The organism is Leifsonia sp. 115AMFTsu3.1 (genome assembly GCF_004362795.1).
Taxonomy (GTDB): Bacteria; Actinomycetota; Actinomycetes; order Actinomycetales; family Microbacteriaceae; genus Leifsonia.
Map to the genome: position 1 here is coordinate 898,674 of NZ_SNYB01000002.1, position 15,336 is coordinate 914,009.

General features: G+C 69.1%; 13 protein-coding genes. 10 read left to right on the forward strand and 3 right to left on the reverse strand.

The window, feature by feature from the left end; genetic code table 11:
* Window positions 1-64 precede the first annotated feature (64 nt).
* The 7 genes from AXZ95_RS15330 to guaA all read left to right on the forward strand — a co-directional run bounded on the left by AXZ95_RS15330 (window position 65) and on the right by guaA (window position 8,129).
* The gene (locus AXZ95_RS15330; RefSeq protein ID WP_018191916.1) at window positions 65-1,183 is read left to right on the forward strand and encodes a GuaB3 family IMP dehydrogenase-related protein; all 1,119 of its coding nucleotides are present in this window, start codon (window positions 65-67) and stop codon (window positions 1,181-1,183) included.
* 102 nt (window positions 1,184-1,285) lie between these two features.
* The gene (locus AXZ95_RS15335) at window positions 1,286-3,109 is read left to right on the forward strand and encodes a glycerol-3-phosphate dehydrogenase/oxidase (protein ID WP_018191915.1); all 1,824 of its coding nucleotides are present in this window, start codon (window positions 1,286-1,288) and stop codon (window positions 3,107-3,109) included.
* 132 nt (window positions 3,110-3,241) lie between these two features.
* The gene (locus AXZ95_RS15340; RefSeq protein ID WP_231374462.1) at window positions 3,242-3,775 is read left to right on the forward strand and encodes a TrkA C-terminal domain-containing protein; all 534 of its coding nucleotides are present in this window, start codon (window positions 3,242-3,244) and stop codon (window positions 3,773-3,775) included.
* Window positions 3,776-3,781: 6 nt separating this feature from the next.
* Entirely contained in the window at window positions 3,782-5,152 is a 1,371-nt protein-coding gene (locus AXZ95_RS15345; RefSeq protein WP_018191913.1) for a cation:proton antiporter, read from the forward strand.
* 56 nt (window positions 5,153-5,208) lie between these two features.
* Window positions 5,209-6,036 (forward strand): SURF1 family cytochrome oxidase biogenesis protein, encoded by an 828-nt coding sequence (locus tag AXZ95_RS15350; protein WP_018191912.1) that lies wholly within the window; start codon window positions 5,209-5,211, stop codon window positions 6,034-6,036.
* A gap of 4 nt (window positions 6,037-6,040) precedes the next feature.
* Window positions 6,041-6,490 carry a DUF3817 domain-containing protein gene (locus tag AXZ95_RS15355; protein ID WP_018191911.1) on the forward strand — a complete coding sequence of 150 codons (450 nt, stop codon included), beginning with the start codon at window positions 6,041-6,043 and terminating at the stop codon, window positions 6,488-6,490.
* A 25-nt stretch (window positions 6,491-6,515) separates the two neighbouring features.
* Complete coding sequence (gene guaA, locus AXZ95_RS15360) at window positions 6,516-8,129, forward strand: glutamine-hydrolyzing GMP synthase (protein WP_018191910.1); 1,614 nt, start codon at window positions 6,516-6,518, stop codon at window positions 8,127-8,129.
* 69 nt (window positions 8,130-8,198) lie between these two features.
* Here the strand turns inward: guaA and AXZ95_RS15365 are convergent, their stop codons facing one another.
* Window positions 8,199-8,990, reverse strand: coding sequence for a Bax inhibitor-1/YccA family protein (locus AXZ95_RS15365; RefSeq protein ID WP_018191909.1), 792 nt, complete (start codon window positions 8,988-8,990; stop codon window positions 8,199-8,201).
* Between the two features lie 40 nt (window positions 8,991-9,030).
* Complete coding sequence (locus AXZ95_RS15370) at window positions 9,031-9,627, reverse strand: hypothetical protein (RefSeq protein ID WP_018191908.1); 597 nt, start codon at window positions 9,625-9,627, stop codon at window positions 9,031-9,033.
* Between the two features lie 86 nt (window positions 9,628-9,713).
* Here AXZ95_RS15370 and AXZ95_RS15375 point away from each other — a divergent pair, with 86 nt between their 5' ends.
* Genes AXZ95_RS15375 through AXZ95_RS15385 form a run of 3 tightly spaced genes read left to right on the forward strand, consistent with a single transcriptional unit; the run spans window position 9,714 to window position 14,448 of the window.
* Window positions 9,714-10,781: a glycerophosphodiester phosphodiesterase family protein gene (locus AXZ95_RS15375; protein WP_018191907.1), complete on the forward strand. Its 1,068-nt coding sequence runs from the start codon at window positions 9,714-9,716 to the stop codon at window positions 10,779-10,781.
* Between the two features lie 50 nt (window positions 10,782-10,831).
* Window positions 10,832-13,387: a UvrD-helicase domain-containing protein gene (locus tag AXZ95_RS15380; RefSeq protein WP_018191906.1), complete on the forward strand. Its 2,556-nt coding sequence runs from the start codon at window positions 10,832-10,834 to the stop codon at window positions 13,385-13,387.
* Window positions 13,384-14,448, forward strand: coding sequence for an FUSC family protein (locus AXZ95_RS15385; RefSeq protein ID WP_018191905.1), 1,065 nt, complete (start codon window positions 13,384-13,386; stop codon window positions 14,446-14,448). The genes AXZ95_RS15380 and AXZ95_RS15385 overlap by 4 nt, the downstream gene beginning before the upstream one ends.
* On the opposite strand, the gene AXZ95_RS15390 is transcribed toward AXZ95_RS15385, so the two are convergent.
* On the reverse strand, window positions 14,445-15,302 hold the full coding sequence (locus AXZ95_RS15390; protein ID WP_018191904.1) for an oxygenase MpaB family protein: 858 nt from the start codon (window positions 15,300-15,302) through the stop codon (window positions 14,445-14,447). The genes AXZ95_RS15385 and AXZ95_RS15390 overlap by 4 nt on opposite strands.
* Between the last annotated feature and the right edge of the window lie 34 nt (window positions 15,303-15,336).

Genomic DNA, 15,336 nt, shown 5'->3' on the forward strand with positions numbered 1-15,336 from the left:
AGACCACCTTTCCACAGGCCCCCGACGCCGAACAGGCGCGCGGCCTAGACTGAAGCGCGTGAGTATGGAGATCGAGATCGGCCGCGCCAAGCGCGCCCGCCGTGTGTACGCCTTCGACGACGTCGCCGTGGTTCCCAGCCGGCGCACCCGCGACCCGGAGGACGTCTCGGTCTCGTGGACGATCGACGCCTACCAGTTCTCCATCCCGTTCATCGCGGCCCCGATGGACTCGGTGGTCTCGCCGACCACGGCCATCATGATGGGCCAGCTCGGCGGCCTCGGCGTTCTCGACCTCGAGGGTCTGTGGACCCGCTACGAAGACCCGGAGCCCCTGCTCGCCGAGATCCGCGAGCTCCCGGCTGAGCGCGCGACGAGCCGGATGCAGGAGATCTACTCCGAGCCGATCAAGCCGGAGCTCGTCACCCGTCGCCTCGCCGAGATCCGCGAGGGAGGCGTCACGGTCGCGGGCGCACTCTCGCCGCAGCGCACGCAGGAGCTCTACGAGACGGTCGTCGACGCGGGCGTCGACCTTTTCGTGATCCGCGGGACCACGGTCTCGGCCGAGCACGTGTCGAAGAACGTCGAGCCGCTCAACCTCAAGAAGTTCATCTACGAGCTGGATGTGCCGGTCATCGTCGGCGGCGCCGCCACCTACACCGCGGCGCTGCACCTGATGCGCACCGGCGCGGCCGGAGTGCTCGTCGGCTTCGGCGGCGGGGCCGCGTCGACCACGCGATCCACCCTCGGCATCCACGCGCCCATGGCGACCGCCGTGGCCGACGTCGCCGGTGCGCGCCGCGACTACATGGACGAGTCGGGCGGCCGGTACGTGCACGTCATCGCCGACGGCGGCCTCGGCAGCTCGGGTGACATCGTCAAGGCCATCGCCTGCGGCGCCGACGCCGTCATGCTCGGCACCACGCTCGCCCGCGCCACCGATGCGCCCGGCGGCGGATGGCACTGGGGCGCCGAGGCGCACCACTCGCAGCTGCCGCGCGGCAATCGCGTCGCCGTCGGTCAGGTCGCGCCGCTCGAGGAGGTCCTCTACGGGCCGGCTCCGGTGGCCGAGGGCTCTGCGAATCTCGTGGGAGCCTTGCGCCGGAGCATGGCCACGACGGGATACTCGGACTTGAAGGAGTTCCAGCGCGTCGAGGTCGTCGTCGCGCCGTATCGTACGCAGTAGAGCAGCGCCGGCCGATGGCGGCCGGAGAGGGAGAGAACGATGGTGAAGTCCCAATCTGCCCCAGGCGGCGACAGGCACGCGACGCCCGCGTCGAACCCGGCCGTGACCTACCCGTCACGGCTCGGTCCGGCTGAGCGCGCCGCGGCGATCGCGGCGCTCAAAGACACGGAGCTCGACATCCTCGTGGTCGGCGGCGGCATCGTCGGAGCCGGATCCGCGGTGGATGCGGCGACCCGTGGTCTGACCACCGGGCTGGTGGAAGCGCGCGACTTCGCCTCCGGCACCTCCAGCCGCTCCTCCAAGTTGGTCCACGGCGGCATCCGGTACCTCGAGCAGCTCGACTTCCGCCTGGTCCGCGAGGCGCTCATCGAGCGCGGGCTGCTGCTGCAGCGCATCGCCCCGCACCTCGTGAAGCCCGTGCGCTTCCTGTACCCGCTGCACAAGCGGGTGTGGGAGCGCTTCTACATCGGCGCCGGCATGATGCTGTACGACATCTTCTCGTACACCGGCGGACGGCCTCCCGGTGTTCCGCACCACCGGCACCTCAGCAAGCGGCAGGTGCTGAACGCCATCCCGTCGATGAACAAGGACGCCCTGATCGGCGGCATCACGTACTACGACGCGCAGGTCGACGACGCCCGCTACGTCGCCAACCTGGTGCGCACGGCCGCGCACTACGGCGCCCACGTCGCCTCCCGCGTCAGGGTGGAGGGCTTCATCAAGGTCGGCGAGCGGGTGGTCGGCGTGCGCGCCCACGACCTCGAGACCGACGAGCGGTTCGACATCCGCGCCAAGCAGGTCGTGAACGCGACCGGCGTGTGGACGGACGACACGCAGTCGATGGTGGGGGAGCGCGGCCAGTTCAAGGTGCGCGCATCCAAGGGCATCCACCTCGTGGTGCCGCGGGACCGCTTCCAGTCGAAGATGGGCCTGCTGCTGCGCACCGAGAAGAGCGTGCTCTTCGTCATCCCGTGGGGCAGGCACTGGCTCATCGGCACGACGGACACCGACTGGCACCTCGACAAGGCGCACCCCGCGGCGACCGCCGCCGACATCGACTACCTGCTCGCGCACGTCAACGAGATCCTCAACATCCCGTTGACCAGAGAGGACGTCGAGGGCGTCTACGCGGGCCTCCGGCCGCTCCTCGCCGGTGAGTCCGAGCAGACGTCGAAACTGTCCCGCGAGCATCTGGTCGCCCACTCGGTGCCGGGCCTCGTCGTGATCGCGGGCGGCAAGTGGACGACGTACCGGGTCATGGCGAAGGATGCGGTGGATGCCGCCGTCAGCGCGATCGACGGCAGGACTCCTCCCTCCACGACGATGGACATCGCCCTCGTCGGAGCCGAGGGATACCAGGCCGCGTGGAACCGCCGCCACCGGATCGCCCAGGAGTCCGGCCTCCACGTCGCCCGCATCGAGCACCTGCTGAACCGCTACGGCACGTTCGCGGAGGACATCCTCGCGCTCATCCGCGAGGACCCGTCGCTGGCCGACCCGCTGCCCGGAGCGGACGACTACGTCGGCGCCGAGGTCGTCTATGCGGCGACGCACGAGGGCGCCCTCCACTTGGAGGACGTGCTCGCCCGCCGCACCCGCATCTCGATCGAGGCGTGGGACCGCGGCGCCTCCGCCGCCCCGGTCGCCGCGTCGCTGATGGCGCGCGTGCTCGGCTGGGATTCGGAGCGGGAGGAGCGCGAGGTGCGGACCTACCTGCGCCGGGTCGAGGCGGAGCGCGCCAGTCAGTTGCAGCCCGACGACGAGTCCGCAGACCGCATCCGACTCGAAGCGCCCGACATCGTGGAGGCCGACGCCGAAGCCGCGAAGGCGGCCGCATCGAAGGCCGGCACCCCGACGAGCGCCGACCAGGCGCCGAAGCACGTCGAGGGCGCCGGTGCGGAGGATGCCCCCGGGACCGACGGGTAGCGGCGACAGCGCAGGCTGAGAAGCACCGCAGAAGGCCCTCCCGGAGCTCGCTCTCCGGGAAGGCCTTCGCACGCCTCCGGTAGGCTGGAGGCATACCCCCCTTATGCCGGCCGGCCCGGCGGATGGAGACGGATGATGGTAGACGTTCGACGGGTGAAGCTGCCCGGGGTCGGGGTGCTTCACACCTTCGTGACCGACGATGGCGGCAAAGTCGGCGTCATCGCGCACCGGTCCGGCCACAGCGACCTGATCACGTTCTCGGACCACGAAGACGGCAGCGACGTCACCAAGGTGTCGCTCCGGCTCAACGAGGATGAGGCCCACACGCTCGCGGAGCTGCTCGGCGGCACGCAGATCACCGAGGCTCTGACCGCGCTCGACCAGATCCCCGGTCTCAGCATCGACTGGTTCACCGTCGACTACGACGACTACATCGCCGGTCAGCAGCTCGGCGCGCCCGGCGACCGCGGCTTCGTCGGCCTCACGGTCGTCGCGGTCGTGCGCGGGGACTCCGCCAACCCGGCGCCCGCTCCCGACTTCAAGGTGTTCCCCGGGGACACGCTCGTGGTCGCCGGCACGCCGGAGAAGGTCGCGAAAGCGTTCTCGTTCTTCCGCACCGGCGAGGTCGCCCACCGTGTCACCGCCGACGCTCCGCCCGGAGGCTGATCGACGATGCATCTCGGCGAAGACCTCATCGTTCTCGGCATCCTCCTGCTCGTCGCGTACGTGCTCGGGCGCCTCGGCAGGTTGGTGAGTCTCCCCGCGATCCCCATCTACATGCTGGTCGGGTTGCTGGCCAGCCCGCACACCGGCTGGTTCCCGCTCAACTTCGAGAGCGACTACATCGAGCTCATCGCGATCTTCGGGCTCATCCTGCTGTTGTTCAACCTGGGTCTGGAGTTCGACCAGGATGAGTTCTTCGGCAACTTCGGCAAGCTGATCGTCTCCGGCGGCTCATACATCGTCATCAACATGGGTGTCGGCCTGATCTTCGGGTTCATGGTCGGGTGGGGCACCCGCGAGGCGCTCATCATCGCCGGGATGACGGCCACGTCGTCGTCGGCGATCGTCACCAAACTGCTCATCGAGCTGCGGCGGCTGGCGAACACCGAGACGCCGATGATCCTCGGTGTCACCGTCGTCGAGGACATCTTCATCGCCATCTACCTGGCGATCGTCTCCGTGGTGCTCAGCGGCGAGACCGACTTCTGGCCCGTGGTCGGCAAGCTCGCCATCGCGTTCGCCTTCCTCGTCGTGATGTTCACGATCGCGCGCTGGGGCGGCCGGTTCGTCTCGCGGCTGTTCCGCACGAAGGACGACGAGCTCTTCACCATCCTCTTCTTCGGGTTCGCGGTGCTGTTCGCCGGCATCGGCGAGCTGCTCGGTGTGACCGACGCGATCGGCGCCTTCCTCATCGGCCTCGTCCTCGGGGCGACGAAGTACCGCCGCAAGATCGAGCAGATCGCCATCCCGCTCCGGGATGTGTTCGCCGCGTTCTTCTTCCTCAACTTCGGCCTCGCGCTCGACCCGGCGAAGTTCCCGTCCGTGCTCCTGCCCGTCGGGATCGCCGTCGTCATGACGATCGTGCTCAACATCGGCGCCGGCCAGTTCGTGGCCTGGATCAACGGGATGGGCGTGCAGGCCGGCATCAACACCACCGTGATCCTGCAGAACCGTGGAGAGTTCGCCCTCATCCTCGCCACGCTGTCACTCGCCGCAGGACTGGATGAGCGCATCCAGCCGTTCGCCGGTCTCTACGTGCTCATCATGGCGATCATCGGGCCGATCCTCGCAGCGAACTCCGAGAAGATCGGTGCGATGATCCTACGGTCCGGCCCGTCACGCCGACGGGAGCGGAAGAAGACGAAGAAGCGCGAGCCGATGCTGGACGAGGAGATCGCCCTGGTCGAGGCCGCGACCGCCGACCTCGACTCCGACGCCCGGCGCGAGACGGAGAGCGTCGACGAGACGCAGCGGGCCGTCGACAGGATGGTCGAGCGGGCCATGCAGGATGACACGAGCGGCGAACGGGAACGGGACTGACCATCGAGACGACCACGGGTGCCGAGCCGATCGCCGGCGAGACCACCCTCTTCCAGATGATGCGGCGCCCGCGGTGGATCGGCGCGCTGGTGTTCGCGCTGCTCCTCGCCGCCGGGTTCGCCTGGCTCGGTCAGTGGCAGCTCGAGCGGGCCGTCGAATCGGGAAAGGCCGTCGAGGCCCCCAGTGAGACCGTGCTCCCGCTCGCGGATGTCGCCGGTCCGTCGTCGCCCCTCCGCGATGTGGCCGTCGGGCAGCTGGTCGAGTTCACCGGGACGTTCGTGCCCGAGGACTACCAGCTGCTTCACGACCGGCTCAACAAAGGACGCAGCGGCTGGTGGGTCGTCGGTCACGTGAACCTCGAGCGCGACGGCCGTCCGGTCGCGCTCGCCGTTGCGCGTGGGTGGGCTCCGGACAAGGCGTCTGCGCAGGCGGCCGTCGAGCGGCTGTCGCGGCAGGCGGACACGGATCCGCAGCGCATCGTCGGTCGCATCCTGCCCGACGAGCAGCCCGAGGTGCCGACCGACAAGAAGGATCCGACGGCGATGCGCACGCTCGGCGTCGGCGCCCTCTACAACCTCTGGACCGGGGTCGACGGCATGCCCGTCTACGCGGCCTACGTCGTCGAGCGCGGAGCGCCGGCGGGGCTGGTCCAGATCTACTCGCCCCCGCCGATCGCTCAGACCGAGCTGAACTGGCTCAACATCTTCTACGCGGCCGAGTGGATCATCTTCGCCGGGTTCGCGGTGTTCCTCTGGTACCGCCTCGTGAAGGACGCGAAGCAGCGGGAGGACGAGCTGCGCGAGGAGCAGCTGCTCGAACGTGAGAAGCGTGAGAAGCAGGATGCGATGGCCGGGAAGAACCCCCAGTCCGAGCCTTTAGAATAGGCCTATGCCCCTCGCTCCCAAGCTCGAAGACTTCCCGAAGATCCGCGGGGCGCTCCGGTTCTACCAGGTGTTCGCGTACGTCACGGGCATCATGCTGCTGCTCCTGTGCGCCGAGATGGTCGTCAAGTACGGGCTCGGCTACGAGCTCTTCGCATTCAGCAACTACGGCGCGCTGACCTTCGTCCCCGTCGAGACCGCCGTCGCTCCGACCGGGGTGGACCTGAGCACGGGCATCCTCATCGCACACGGCTGGCTGTACGTCGTGTACCTGATCTCCGACTTCCGCCTGTGGAGCCTGATGCGCTGGCCGTTCACGAAGTTCGTGATGATCGCCCTCGGCGGCGTCGTCCCGTTCCTCTCCTTCTTCGTGGAGGCGCGCATCACCAAGCAGGTGAAGTCCTACCTGGCCGGCCGCGAGGCCGAGGCAGCCGACCTCGTGGAGGCGACACATTAGCGGCGAGACAAGGAGCCCTGACCCGATGAGCACGGATGCGGCGTTCACCGATCTTCTGGGCGGAGCCGACTCCGCCAACCCGTCCGGGCCCGTCCTGGTCGTCGACTTCGGCGCGCAGTACGCGCAGCTGATCGCCCGGCGCGTGCGCGAGGCGAACGTGTACTCGGAGATCGTCCCGCACACCGTGACCGCGTCCGAGGTCGCTGCCAAGCGCCCCTCCGGGATCGTGCTTTCCGGCGGACCGTCCTCGGTGTACGAGGAGGGCGCACCGCGGCTCGACGAGGCCATCCTCGACCTCGGCGTTCCCGTGCTCGGCATCTGCTACGGCTTCCAGGTCATGGCGACCGCGCTCGGCGGCGAGGTCGCGAAGACCGGCCAGCGCGAGTACGGCTCGACCGCCGTGCGGATCAGCGACTCCGGCATCCTGCTCGACGGGCAGCCAGAGGAGCAGACGGCCTGGATGAGCCACGGCGACTCGGTCGCCCGCGCGCCCGAAGGGTTCGACGTCCTCGCGTCGACCGACGGAACGCCTGTCGCCGCCTTCGCGAACGACGAGCGCAAGCTGTACGGCGTCCAGTGGCATCCCGAGGTCAAGCACTCCACCTACGGCCAGGCCGTTCTCGAGAACTTCCTCCACCGGGCGGCCGGCATCCCGGCCGACTGGAACAGCGGCAACGTGATCGCCGACCAGGTGGCGGCCATCCGCGCCCAGGTCGGTTCGGGCCGCGTGATCTGCGCGCTCTCCGGCGGGGTCGACTCCGCCGTCGCCGCCGCGCTGGTCCACGAGGCCGTCGGCGACCAGCTGGTCTGCGTGTTCGTCGACCACGGCCTTCTCCGCAAGGATGAGGCGCGGCAGGTCGAAGAGGACTACGTCAAGGCGACGGGCGTCCGGCTCGTGACGGTCGATGCGCAGAAGCAGTTCCTCGACGCGCTCTCCGGCGTCAGCGACCCGGAGACGAAGCGCAAGATCATCGGCCGCGAGTTCATCCGCGTCTTCGAGAAGGCTCAGGCCGACCTGATCGCCGAGGCGGCCAGCGAGGGCGACCCCATCCGCTTCCTCGTCCAGGGCACCCTGTACCCGGACGTCGTGGAGTCGGGCGGCGGCACGGGCACGGCCAACATCAAGAGCCACCACAACGTCGGCGGCCTGCCGGAGGACCTCCAGTTCGAGCTGGTCGAGCCCCTCCGCACGCTGTTCAAGGACGAGGTGCGCGCCATCGGCCGCGAGCTCGGACTGCCGGAGGAGATCGTCTCGCGTCAGCCGTTCCCCGGACCGGGCCTCGGCATCCGCATCGTCGGCGAGGTCACCCAGGAGCGTCTCGATCTGCTGCGCGACGCCGACGCGATCGTGCGCGCAGAGCTCACGGCCGCGGGCCTCGACGCAGAGATCTGGCAGTGCCCCGTCGTGCTGCTCGCAGACGTGCGCTCGGTCGGCGTGCAGGGCGACGGCCGGACCTACGGGCATCCCATCGTGCTGCGCCCGGTCTCCAGCGAGGACGCCATGACGGCCGACTGGACCCGCCTGCCGTACGACCTGCTGGCGAAGATCTCGAACCGCATCACCAACGAGGTGGATGGCGTGAACCGCGTCGTGCTCGATGTCACGTCGAAGCCGCCGGGGACCATCGAGTGGGAGTGATCCCGCACTGACGACAAAGGCCCGGGATGCTGAACCAGCATCCCGGGCCTTCGTCGTGAAATGTGGGTGTCAGTCGCGCGAGATCGCCAGCATGCGGAGGATCTCGAGGTACAGCCAGATGACCGTGACCATGATGCCGAAGGCACCCGACCAGCCGTAGATGCGCGGGGCGCGGTTCGCGACACCCTGCTTGATCGCGTCGAAGTCGAGCACCAGCGAGTAGGCGCCGAGCAGGACGACCAGGAGGCCGATGATCAGGCCCAGCTTGATGCCGGTGTTGCCGAGCTCGACGCTGTTCAGGCCGAAGCTGCCGCCGGTCACGCCCGTCCACATCAGGACCAGGTTGACCAGCGAGTAGGCGAGGTAGCCGAACATCGCGATGAGGAAGATCTTCGTCGCCTTCGCCGAGGCGCGGATCTTGCCTGAGGCGAAGAGCGCCAGAGTCACGCCCACGACGGCGAACGTCGCGATGACCGCCTGGATGACGATGCCCGACCACTGCGACTCGAAGAACATCGAGATCGCGCCGAGGAAGATGCCCTGCGCGGCCGAGTATCCGAGGATCAGGCCGGGGGACGGCTTGCGCTTGAAGATATTGACGAGCGCCAGCACGAAGCCGACGATCGCGGCGGGGATGGCGAGAACAGGGACGAACCAGCCGACGCCGGCGCCCGCGAGCAGGAGAACGAAGCAGATCGCCGTCTTGGTGATGGTGTCTTCGACCGTCATCCGGTCGGTGTCCACGGCCGTCGCCGACGGCGACTGGTACATCTGCTCCAGTTTCTCGGCGGAGACGGTCGCCGCCTGACCGTTGGTGGAGAACGCCGGGTTCGTAGAGAAGGCCGGGTTGTTGAGTGCCATGAGCTCCTCGTTCTATGGGTGGACCGGTTAACGGTCGTCTTCAGTCAAATCTACGGGGTTCTTTTCTGAGAGTTCTGACAGATTGCCATGAATCGAACCGGATGGCGATCCATTTCGCGAGCCACGCGCCCCCGACGATGACCGCCGTGCTCGTGGCGATGGTGATCCAGCCGTGCTCGTAGTCGTGCACGAACAGCGGGAGGAGGACGCTCCACGCGACCGGGAGGACGAGCACGGCGAACGAGGGGAGCGGGCGGAGCCGGACGAGCAGCCAGGCCGCGAGGACGACCGCGTAGCACCAGGCGAAGCCGGAGCCGCCCAGCATGAGCCAGGTGAAACCCAGGACGGGAAGGGGGACGGCGACGCGCCGGCCGATCGTCGACGGGAGCACGGCCCAGCCGGCCGGCTGCATGAGCGATCCGATGAGGAGGAGCGTGAGGCTGTACGTCGTGGTCCCGAGCACGCACGCGGTTCCGACGACGAGCATCGCGAGTCCGACGATCAGTCGGGGGCGGTAGGCGCCCCAGCGGAGCGGGAGCAGGGACGCGGGCTCCCTCCAGCCGCCGTGTGCAGGCGTGCCGGTGTCCGGCCGGGCGGGATCGCGGGGCGCGGGGGCCGTGTTGGGATCGGCGGACACCCGTCGATTCTGGCACTCCTCGCGCGTCCACGACCCGGCATGTCGGTGCCGGGGGCGGCATGCGTGCTCCGAGCTAGGATCGGGCCATGCGCGCGCGAACGGCTCCGGTGGTCATCGGCCACCGCGGGGCTCCGGGGTATCGGCCGGAGCACACGCAGGGCTCGTACGAGCTGGCGTTCCAGCTCGGTGCCGACGCCGTCGAGCCCGACATCGTGGCGACGAAGGACGGAGTGCTCGTCCTCCGGCATGAGAACGAGATCTCGGGAACGACGGATATCGCGGACCACACGGAGTTCGCCGATCGCCGGACGACCAAGGAGGTCGACGGGGTCGCGCTGACCGGCTGGTTCACCGAGGACTTCACCTGGGACGAACTGTCGACGCTGCGGGCGCGGGAGCGCATCCCGGCTCTGCGGCAGCACAGCTCGACCTTCGACGGGCACTACCCGATCCTCCGCCTGCGTGACCTGCTCGAGCTGATCGATCGCACGGGCGAGGGCTCTGGGCGGCCGCCGGGTCTCGTGGCCGAGCTGAAGCACGCGACGTACTTCGAGGCGGCGGGGTACCCGCTGGACGAACTGCTGTTGCGGGATCTCGCGGACGCGGGCTGGACGGATCGAGCCGGGGTGGTGGTCGAGAGCTTCGAGCGCACCGTCCTGGTGAAGCTGCATGAGCGCGGCTTCCGAGGTCGCCGCGTGTATCTGCTGGAGGATTCAGGCGCTCCGGCGGACCGTGTCGCCGCCCTCGGATCGTCGGCACCCGGGTACGACGCCGATCTCAGCCTGCGCGGTCTGTACGCGCTGGGCTCGGCGGCCCCGTCGGCAGCCGATCGGGTCGACGGAATCAGCGTCGAGACGTCGCTGGTGCTGTCCTCCGGCTCGGTGTCGATGGCGCTGTTCGGGGAGGACGACGGGGCGGACGTCGGCGCGGTCACGTCCGATCTGGTCGATCTCGCGCATTCCGCGGGCCTCGCCGTGTTCTGCTGGACGCTGCGCCCGGAGAACGGGATGCTCCCCGCCGAGTTCCGGACCGAGGGCGCGGAGGCGGCCTGGGGGGATTGGCGACGCCACTTCTCGATCCTGCTGCACTCGGGAGTGGACGGCGTGTTCGCCGACCATCCTGACCTGGCGGTGGCCGTGCGCGACGGTCGCTGACCACGCTCGCGGCCGAATGACGGTGGCAGCGACTAAAATCGACTGCAGACATGACGAGCCTTCCCGACGCCCCGCAGACCACCCCTTCCTCCGTCCCGATCATCCTGGACGGGTGGCAGGGCGACGGCACCGACGTCGACGCGACCCCGGGCTCCGGCCGGGGCACCGGCGGCGGGCGGGGCTCGCGCGGAACGGGAGGGCCAGGCGGCTCCGGCCACTGGCGCGGGCCGAGCGAGCGCCTGTTCGAGGGCCTCAACCCGCAGCAGCGCGAAGCGGCCGAGTATCGCGGCCAGGCGCTGCTGATCGTGGCGGGCGCCGGTTCCGGCAAGACCAGCGTCCTGACGCGGCGCATCGCCGGGCTGATCGAGAGCCGCGAGGCGTGGCCGAGCGAGATCCTGGCCATCACCTTCACCAACAAGGCGGCCAACGAGATGCGCGAGCGCGTCGAGCAGCTGCTCGGCGGCAAGGCGCAGGGAATGTGGATCTCGACGTTCCACTCGGCCTGCGTGCGCATCCTCCGGCGTGAGGCCGAGACGATCGGCAAGACGCCGAGCTTCACCATCTACGACTCGGGCGACTCTCGTGCCCTGCTGAAGCGCATCATCAAGGAGCTCGACGCCGACACTCTCGGATTCACCGTCGGCAGCGCGGCGAACCGCATCTCGAAGCTCAAGAACGAGCTGACCGATCTGGAGACCCACGCGCGCTCGGCCAACCTCAGTGACCCGCAGGAGGTCATGTTCCTCGAGATCTTCCGCCAGTACACGCGGGAGCTCCGACGCGCGAACGCTTTCGACTTCGACGACCTGATCGCCGAGACGGTGTTCCTCTTCCGCGCCTTCCCGCGGGTGGCTGCGCTCTACCAGAGCCGGTTCCGCCACATCCTGGTCGACGAGTACCAGGACACCAACCACGCGCAGTACTCGCTGATCCGCGAGCTCACCATGCCGGTCGCTCCGGACATCGCCGACGACCTGGAGGCCCATGGCCGCAATGTCGGCCCGCTGCGCGATGCTGCGGGCGTCATCCCGAGCGCCTCTCTCACGGTGGTCGGCGACTCGGACCAGTCGATCTACGCGTTCCGTGGCGCAGACATCCGCAACATCGTCGAGTTCGAGCGCGACTTCCCGGGCGCGAAGGTGGTGCTGCTGGAGCAGAACTACCGCTCGACGCAGAACATCCTCAGCGCTGCCAACGCGGTCATCTCCAACAACTTCGACCGCAAGGACAAGAAGCTGTGGACCGCCGTCGGAGACGGCGAGAAGATCGTCGGGTACACCGGGTACTCGGGCCACGACGAGGCCCAGTTCGTGGCCGACGAGATCGAGAAGCTGCACAGCGCGGGGATGGACTACAAGGACATCGCCGTCTTCTACCGCACCAACGCCCAGACGCGTGCGCTGGAGGAGATCTTCATCCGTTCGGCGTTGCCGTACAAGGTGATGGGCGGCACGAAGTTCTACGAGCGGGCCGAGATCAAGGACGCCATGGCGTATCTGATCACGGTCGCGAACCCGAGCGACATGCTGGCGCTCCGCCGCATCCTGAACACGCCGAAGCGCGGCATCGGACCGGCGACGGAGACGCAGCTGGCGAGCTACGCGGAGGACAACGGACTCACGTTCCGTGCGGCCATGCGCGACGCCGGCTCCTTGGGTCTCGGCCCGAAGGTGACGAACGCGATCCTGCAGCTGTCGAATCTTCTGGACGAGGCGGCCGCCAAGATCGACCCGTCGAATCCGGCCGGGGTCTCGCCGGTCGCAGACATCCTGACCTTCCTGCTGGACGGCAGCGGCTACCTGGACGTGCTGCGCAACAGCCGCGACCCGCAGGATGAGGCGCGCGCCGAGAACGTGGACGAGCTCGTGGCTGTGACCCGCGAGTTCGCGCGCAACAACCCGGACGGGACGCTGGTCGACTTCCTCACCGAGGTATCGCTGGTCGCTGCCGCGGATGAGATCGACGACTCGAGCGGCTCGGTGTCGCTGATGACGCTGCACACGGCGAAGGGCTTGGAGTACGACGCCGTGTTCCTGACCGGCATCGAGGAGGACCTCCTCCCGCACCGGATGTCGGCGAACGAGCCCGGCGGCCCGGCGGAGGAGCGTCGCCTGTTCTACGTGGGCATCACGCGAGCGAAGAAGCGCCTGTTCCTGTCGCTGGCGATGACGCGGGCGCAGTTCGGCGAGACCGCGGTCGCGATGCCGAGTCGCTATCTGCAAGAGATCCCCGCCGATCTGATCGATTGGCGCCAGTCGCCGGGTTCGGCGAACGGCCGCGGCGGCACGCAGTCCCGCGCGCTCAACGCCAGGCGTCCGGGTCTGGGAGCCGGTTCCGGCGGGACCGGGTGGAACGACCCGCTCTCGTCGTCGACGTTCCGCCAGGAGCGCCCGAAGGCGGAGTGGCCGAACCGCGTCACGGGCAAGGTCCGCGACAACGGCGACCTGGAGTTGGCGCCCGGCGACCGCATCCGCCACGCCGACTTCGGCGAGGGCCGGGTCACCCAGGTGACCGGGCAGGGCGCCAAGCGCGTCGCGCATGTCCAGTTCGACAAGGTGGGCGCGAAGAAGCTCCTCATCAAGATCGCCCCGATCGACAAGCTGTGACGGCGGCTGCCCCGGCAGAGCGGAAGGGCGGAGCGCCGCGCAACCTCGAGGTGGGTCTGCGGGCGGCCGTCGCTGTCGCGGTGCCGTTGCTCATCCTCTTCGCGGTCGACCGTCTCGATCTGACGGCGTACGCCACCTTCGGCGCCTTCACGGCGCTCTATGGAAGGAACGAGCCGTATCGGGTGCGGGTGCGGACCCTCACCGTCGCCGCCCTTGCGCTGCTTCTCAGCATCTCCGCCGGCGTGGGTCTCGCCGTGCTCGGTGAACCGCTCGCGCTCGTGGCCGTCGCACTGGTGCTGGTCGTCGGCGGTGGAACCCTGTTCGTCACGGTCTTCCAGATGATGCCGCCGCAGGCGCTGTTCTTCGTCTTCGCCCTGCTGGTCTGTGCCGCCGTGCCGACTCCGGCGGCGGACGCGCTCCCGCGCATCGGCCTCGCCGCGGCGGCGGCGGCGTTCGCATGGCTGCTGACCATGTCCGGCTGGGCCGTGCGTCGCATCCCGGGCGTCTCGCGCAGTGCGTTGGGGCGCTCCGGGTTCGTGCCCGACCTGCGTCGGCGGCCCGGCATCGACCTCGCGGCCGTGCGGGATCCGCGGGTCTGGCTCACCGTCGCGCAGAACGTCGCCGGTGTGCTGATCGCCGGCGGCGTCGCCCTCGCGTTCGGACTGGGTCACGCCTATTGGGCCGTGGTGAGCGTCGTGGCCGTGATCCCTCCTGCGCGGGCGGCCCACTCCATCTCGCGTTCCCTGCACCGGATCGTGGGCACGATCGTCGGCGTCGCCGTCACGGCCGTGCTCCTGGTCTGGTCGCCTCCCGCGATCGTGGTGATTTGCGTGATCGTGGTGTGCCAGTTCTTCGCAGAGATCCTCGTCGCGAGGCACTACGGCGCGGCTCTGGTGTTCATCACTCCGCTGGCTCTGTCGGTCTCGCACCTGGCGAGTCCGACACCGTTGAACGTCCTGGTCGTCGACCGCGTTCTGGAGACGGTTCTCGGTGCGGGCGTCGGTATCGCACTGGTGCTGCTCGCCCGCGTCGTCGAGCGTCGGCGCGGTCTCGCCGCCTAGCGCGGCGCGGTCGGCTTCATCGCGGCACGGTCGCCCGCGGCGGCTGGACGCGCTCTGCGCACCGCACGTCGGAGCTTCGCCCGGTAGCGCTCGCGCGGGAGATGGCGCAGGGGGAGCGGCAGCCGGGGGTAGACCGCCGCTGTCCACCGGATCGCGCGGTCGAACCGGCGCTGGCGCTGCTCGTTCCAGGCGAGACCGAACTGACGTCGCACCGCGTCGGGCAGAAGGCCGGCCGTGACGAGCCGCACCAGAGGCAGTGTCGGGCGGAGCCACCACGGCACCCGACGCGGGTACAGGATCTGCCGTGAGACCGCTCGTACGTCGTCGTCCACCCGGAGCGCCAGGATCATCCCGTCCCAGTAGGCGTCGAAGTCTGCGCGCCGGGCCGGCCACCGGTCGTGGGTGAGCTGCAGATTGGACAGTGCTCGCGAGAGCTCGTCGTACGCTCGGTCCGCCTGCGCCGGAGTGAGCGGGCCGAAGACCCGCCGGTGCAGGTCCATCACCGTCTGGTAGAGCGTGGCGGCCACCCAGAGCTGGAGCTCCGGATCGAAGGCGTTGTAGGCCGATCCATCTGCCGAGTTCTCCCCGCGGACGGGCGCATGCGCTCTGTTGACGATCCTCCGCATGGCCGCGAGCTCCGCCTCCGAGCCGAACATCGTCGCCGTGAGATAGAGCATCGTGCCGTCGAACCGGTCCATGAGCCGCTCGGCGAAGTCGCTGTGCTCGACGACGCCGCGGCCGACCGAGGGATGTGCGATCTGCAACAGAAGAGCGCGGCCCCCGCCCGCCAAGGTCAGCGCCTCGGAGACGATGTCCTCGACCTCGACGGGCCGATTGCGGGGGTTTCTGCGCACCCGGACATCCTGTCGTCGGCTCCTGCGAGTGACC

What these genes read in the sequence shown, in the direction of transcription:
- AXZ95_RS15375 (WP_018191907.1), top strand. Translation starts at nt 9,714, where the DNA reads ATGCGCGCGCGAACGGCTCCGGTGGTCATCGGCCACCGCGGGGCTCCG.
- guaA (WP_018191910.1), top strand. Translation starts at nt 6,516, where the DNA reads ATGAGCACGGATGCGGCGTTCACCGATCTTCTGGGCGGAGCCGACTCC.
- AXZ95_RS15345 (WP_018191913.1), top strand. Translation starts at nt 3,782, where the DNA reads ATGCATCTCGGCGAAGACCTCATCGTTCTCGGCATCCTCCTGCTCGTC.
- AXZ95_RS15330 (WP_018191916.1), top strand. Translation starts at nt 65, where the DNA reads ATGGAGATCGAGATCGGCCGCGCCAAGCGCGCCCGCCGTGTGTACGCC.
- AXZ95_RS15340 (WP_231374462.1), top strand. Translation starts at nt 3,242, where the DNA reads ATGATGGTAGACGTTCGACGGGTGAAGCTGCCCGGGGTCGGGGTGCTT.
- AXZ95_RS15365 (WP_018191909.1), bottom strand. Translation starts at nt 8,990, where the DNA reads ATGGCACTCAACAACCCGGCCTTCTCTACGAACCCGGCGTTCTCCACC.
- AXZ95_RS15350 (WP_018191912.1), top strand. Translation starts at nt 5,209, where the DNA reads ATGATGCGGCGCCCGCGGTGGATCGGCGCGCTGGTGTTCGCGCTGCTC.
- AXZ95_RS15380 (WP_018191906.1), top strand. Translation starts at nt 10,832, where the DNA reads ATGACGAGCCTTCCCGACGCCCCGCAGACCACCCCTTCCTCCGTCCCG.
- AXZ95_RS15355 (WP_018191911.1), top strand. Translation starts at nt 6,041, where the DNA reads ATGCCCCTCGCTCCCAAGCTCGAAGACTTCCCGAAGATCCGCGGGGCG.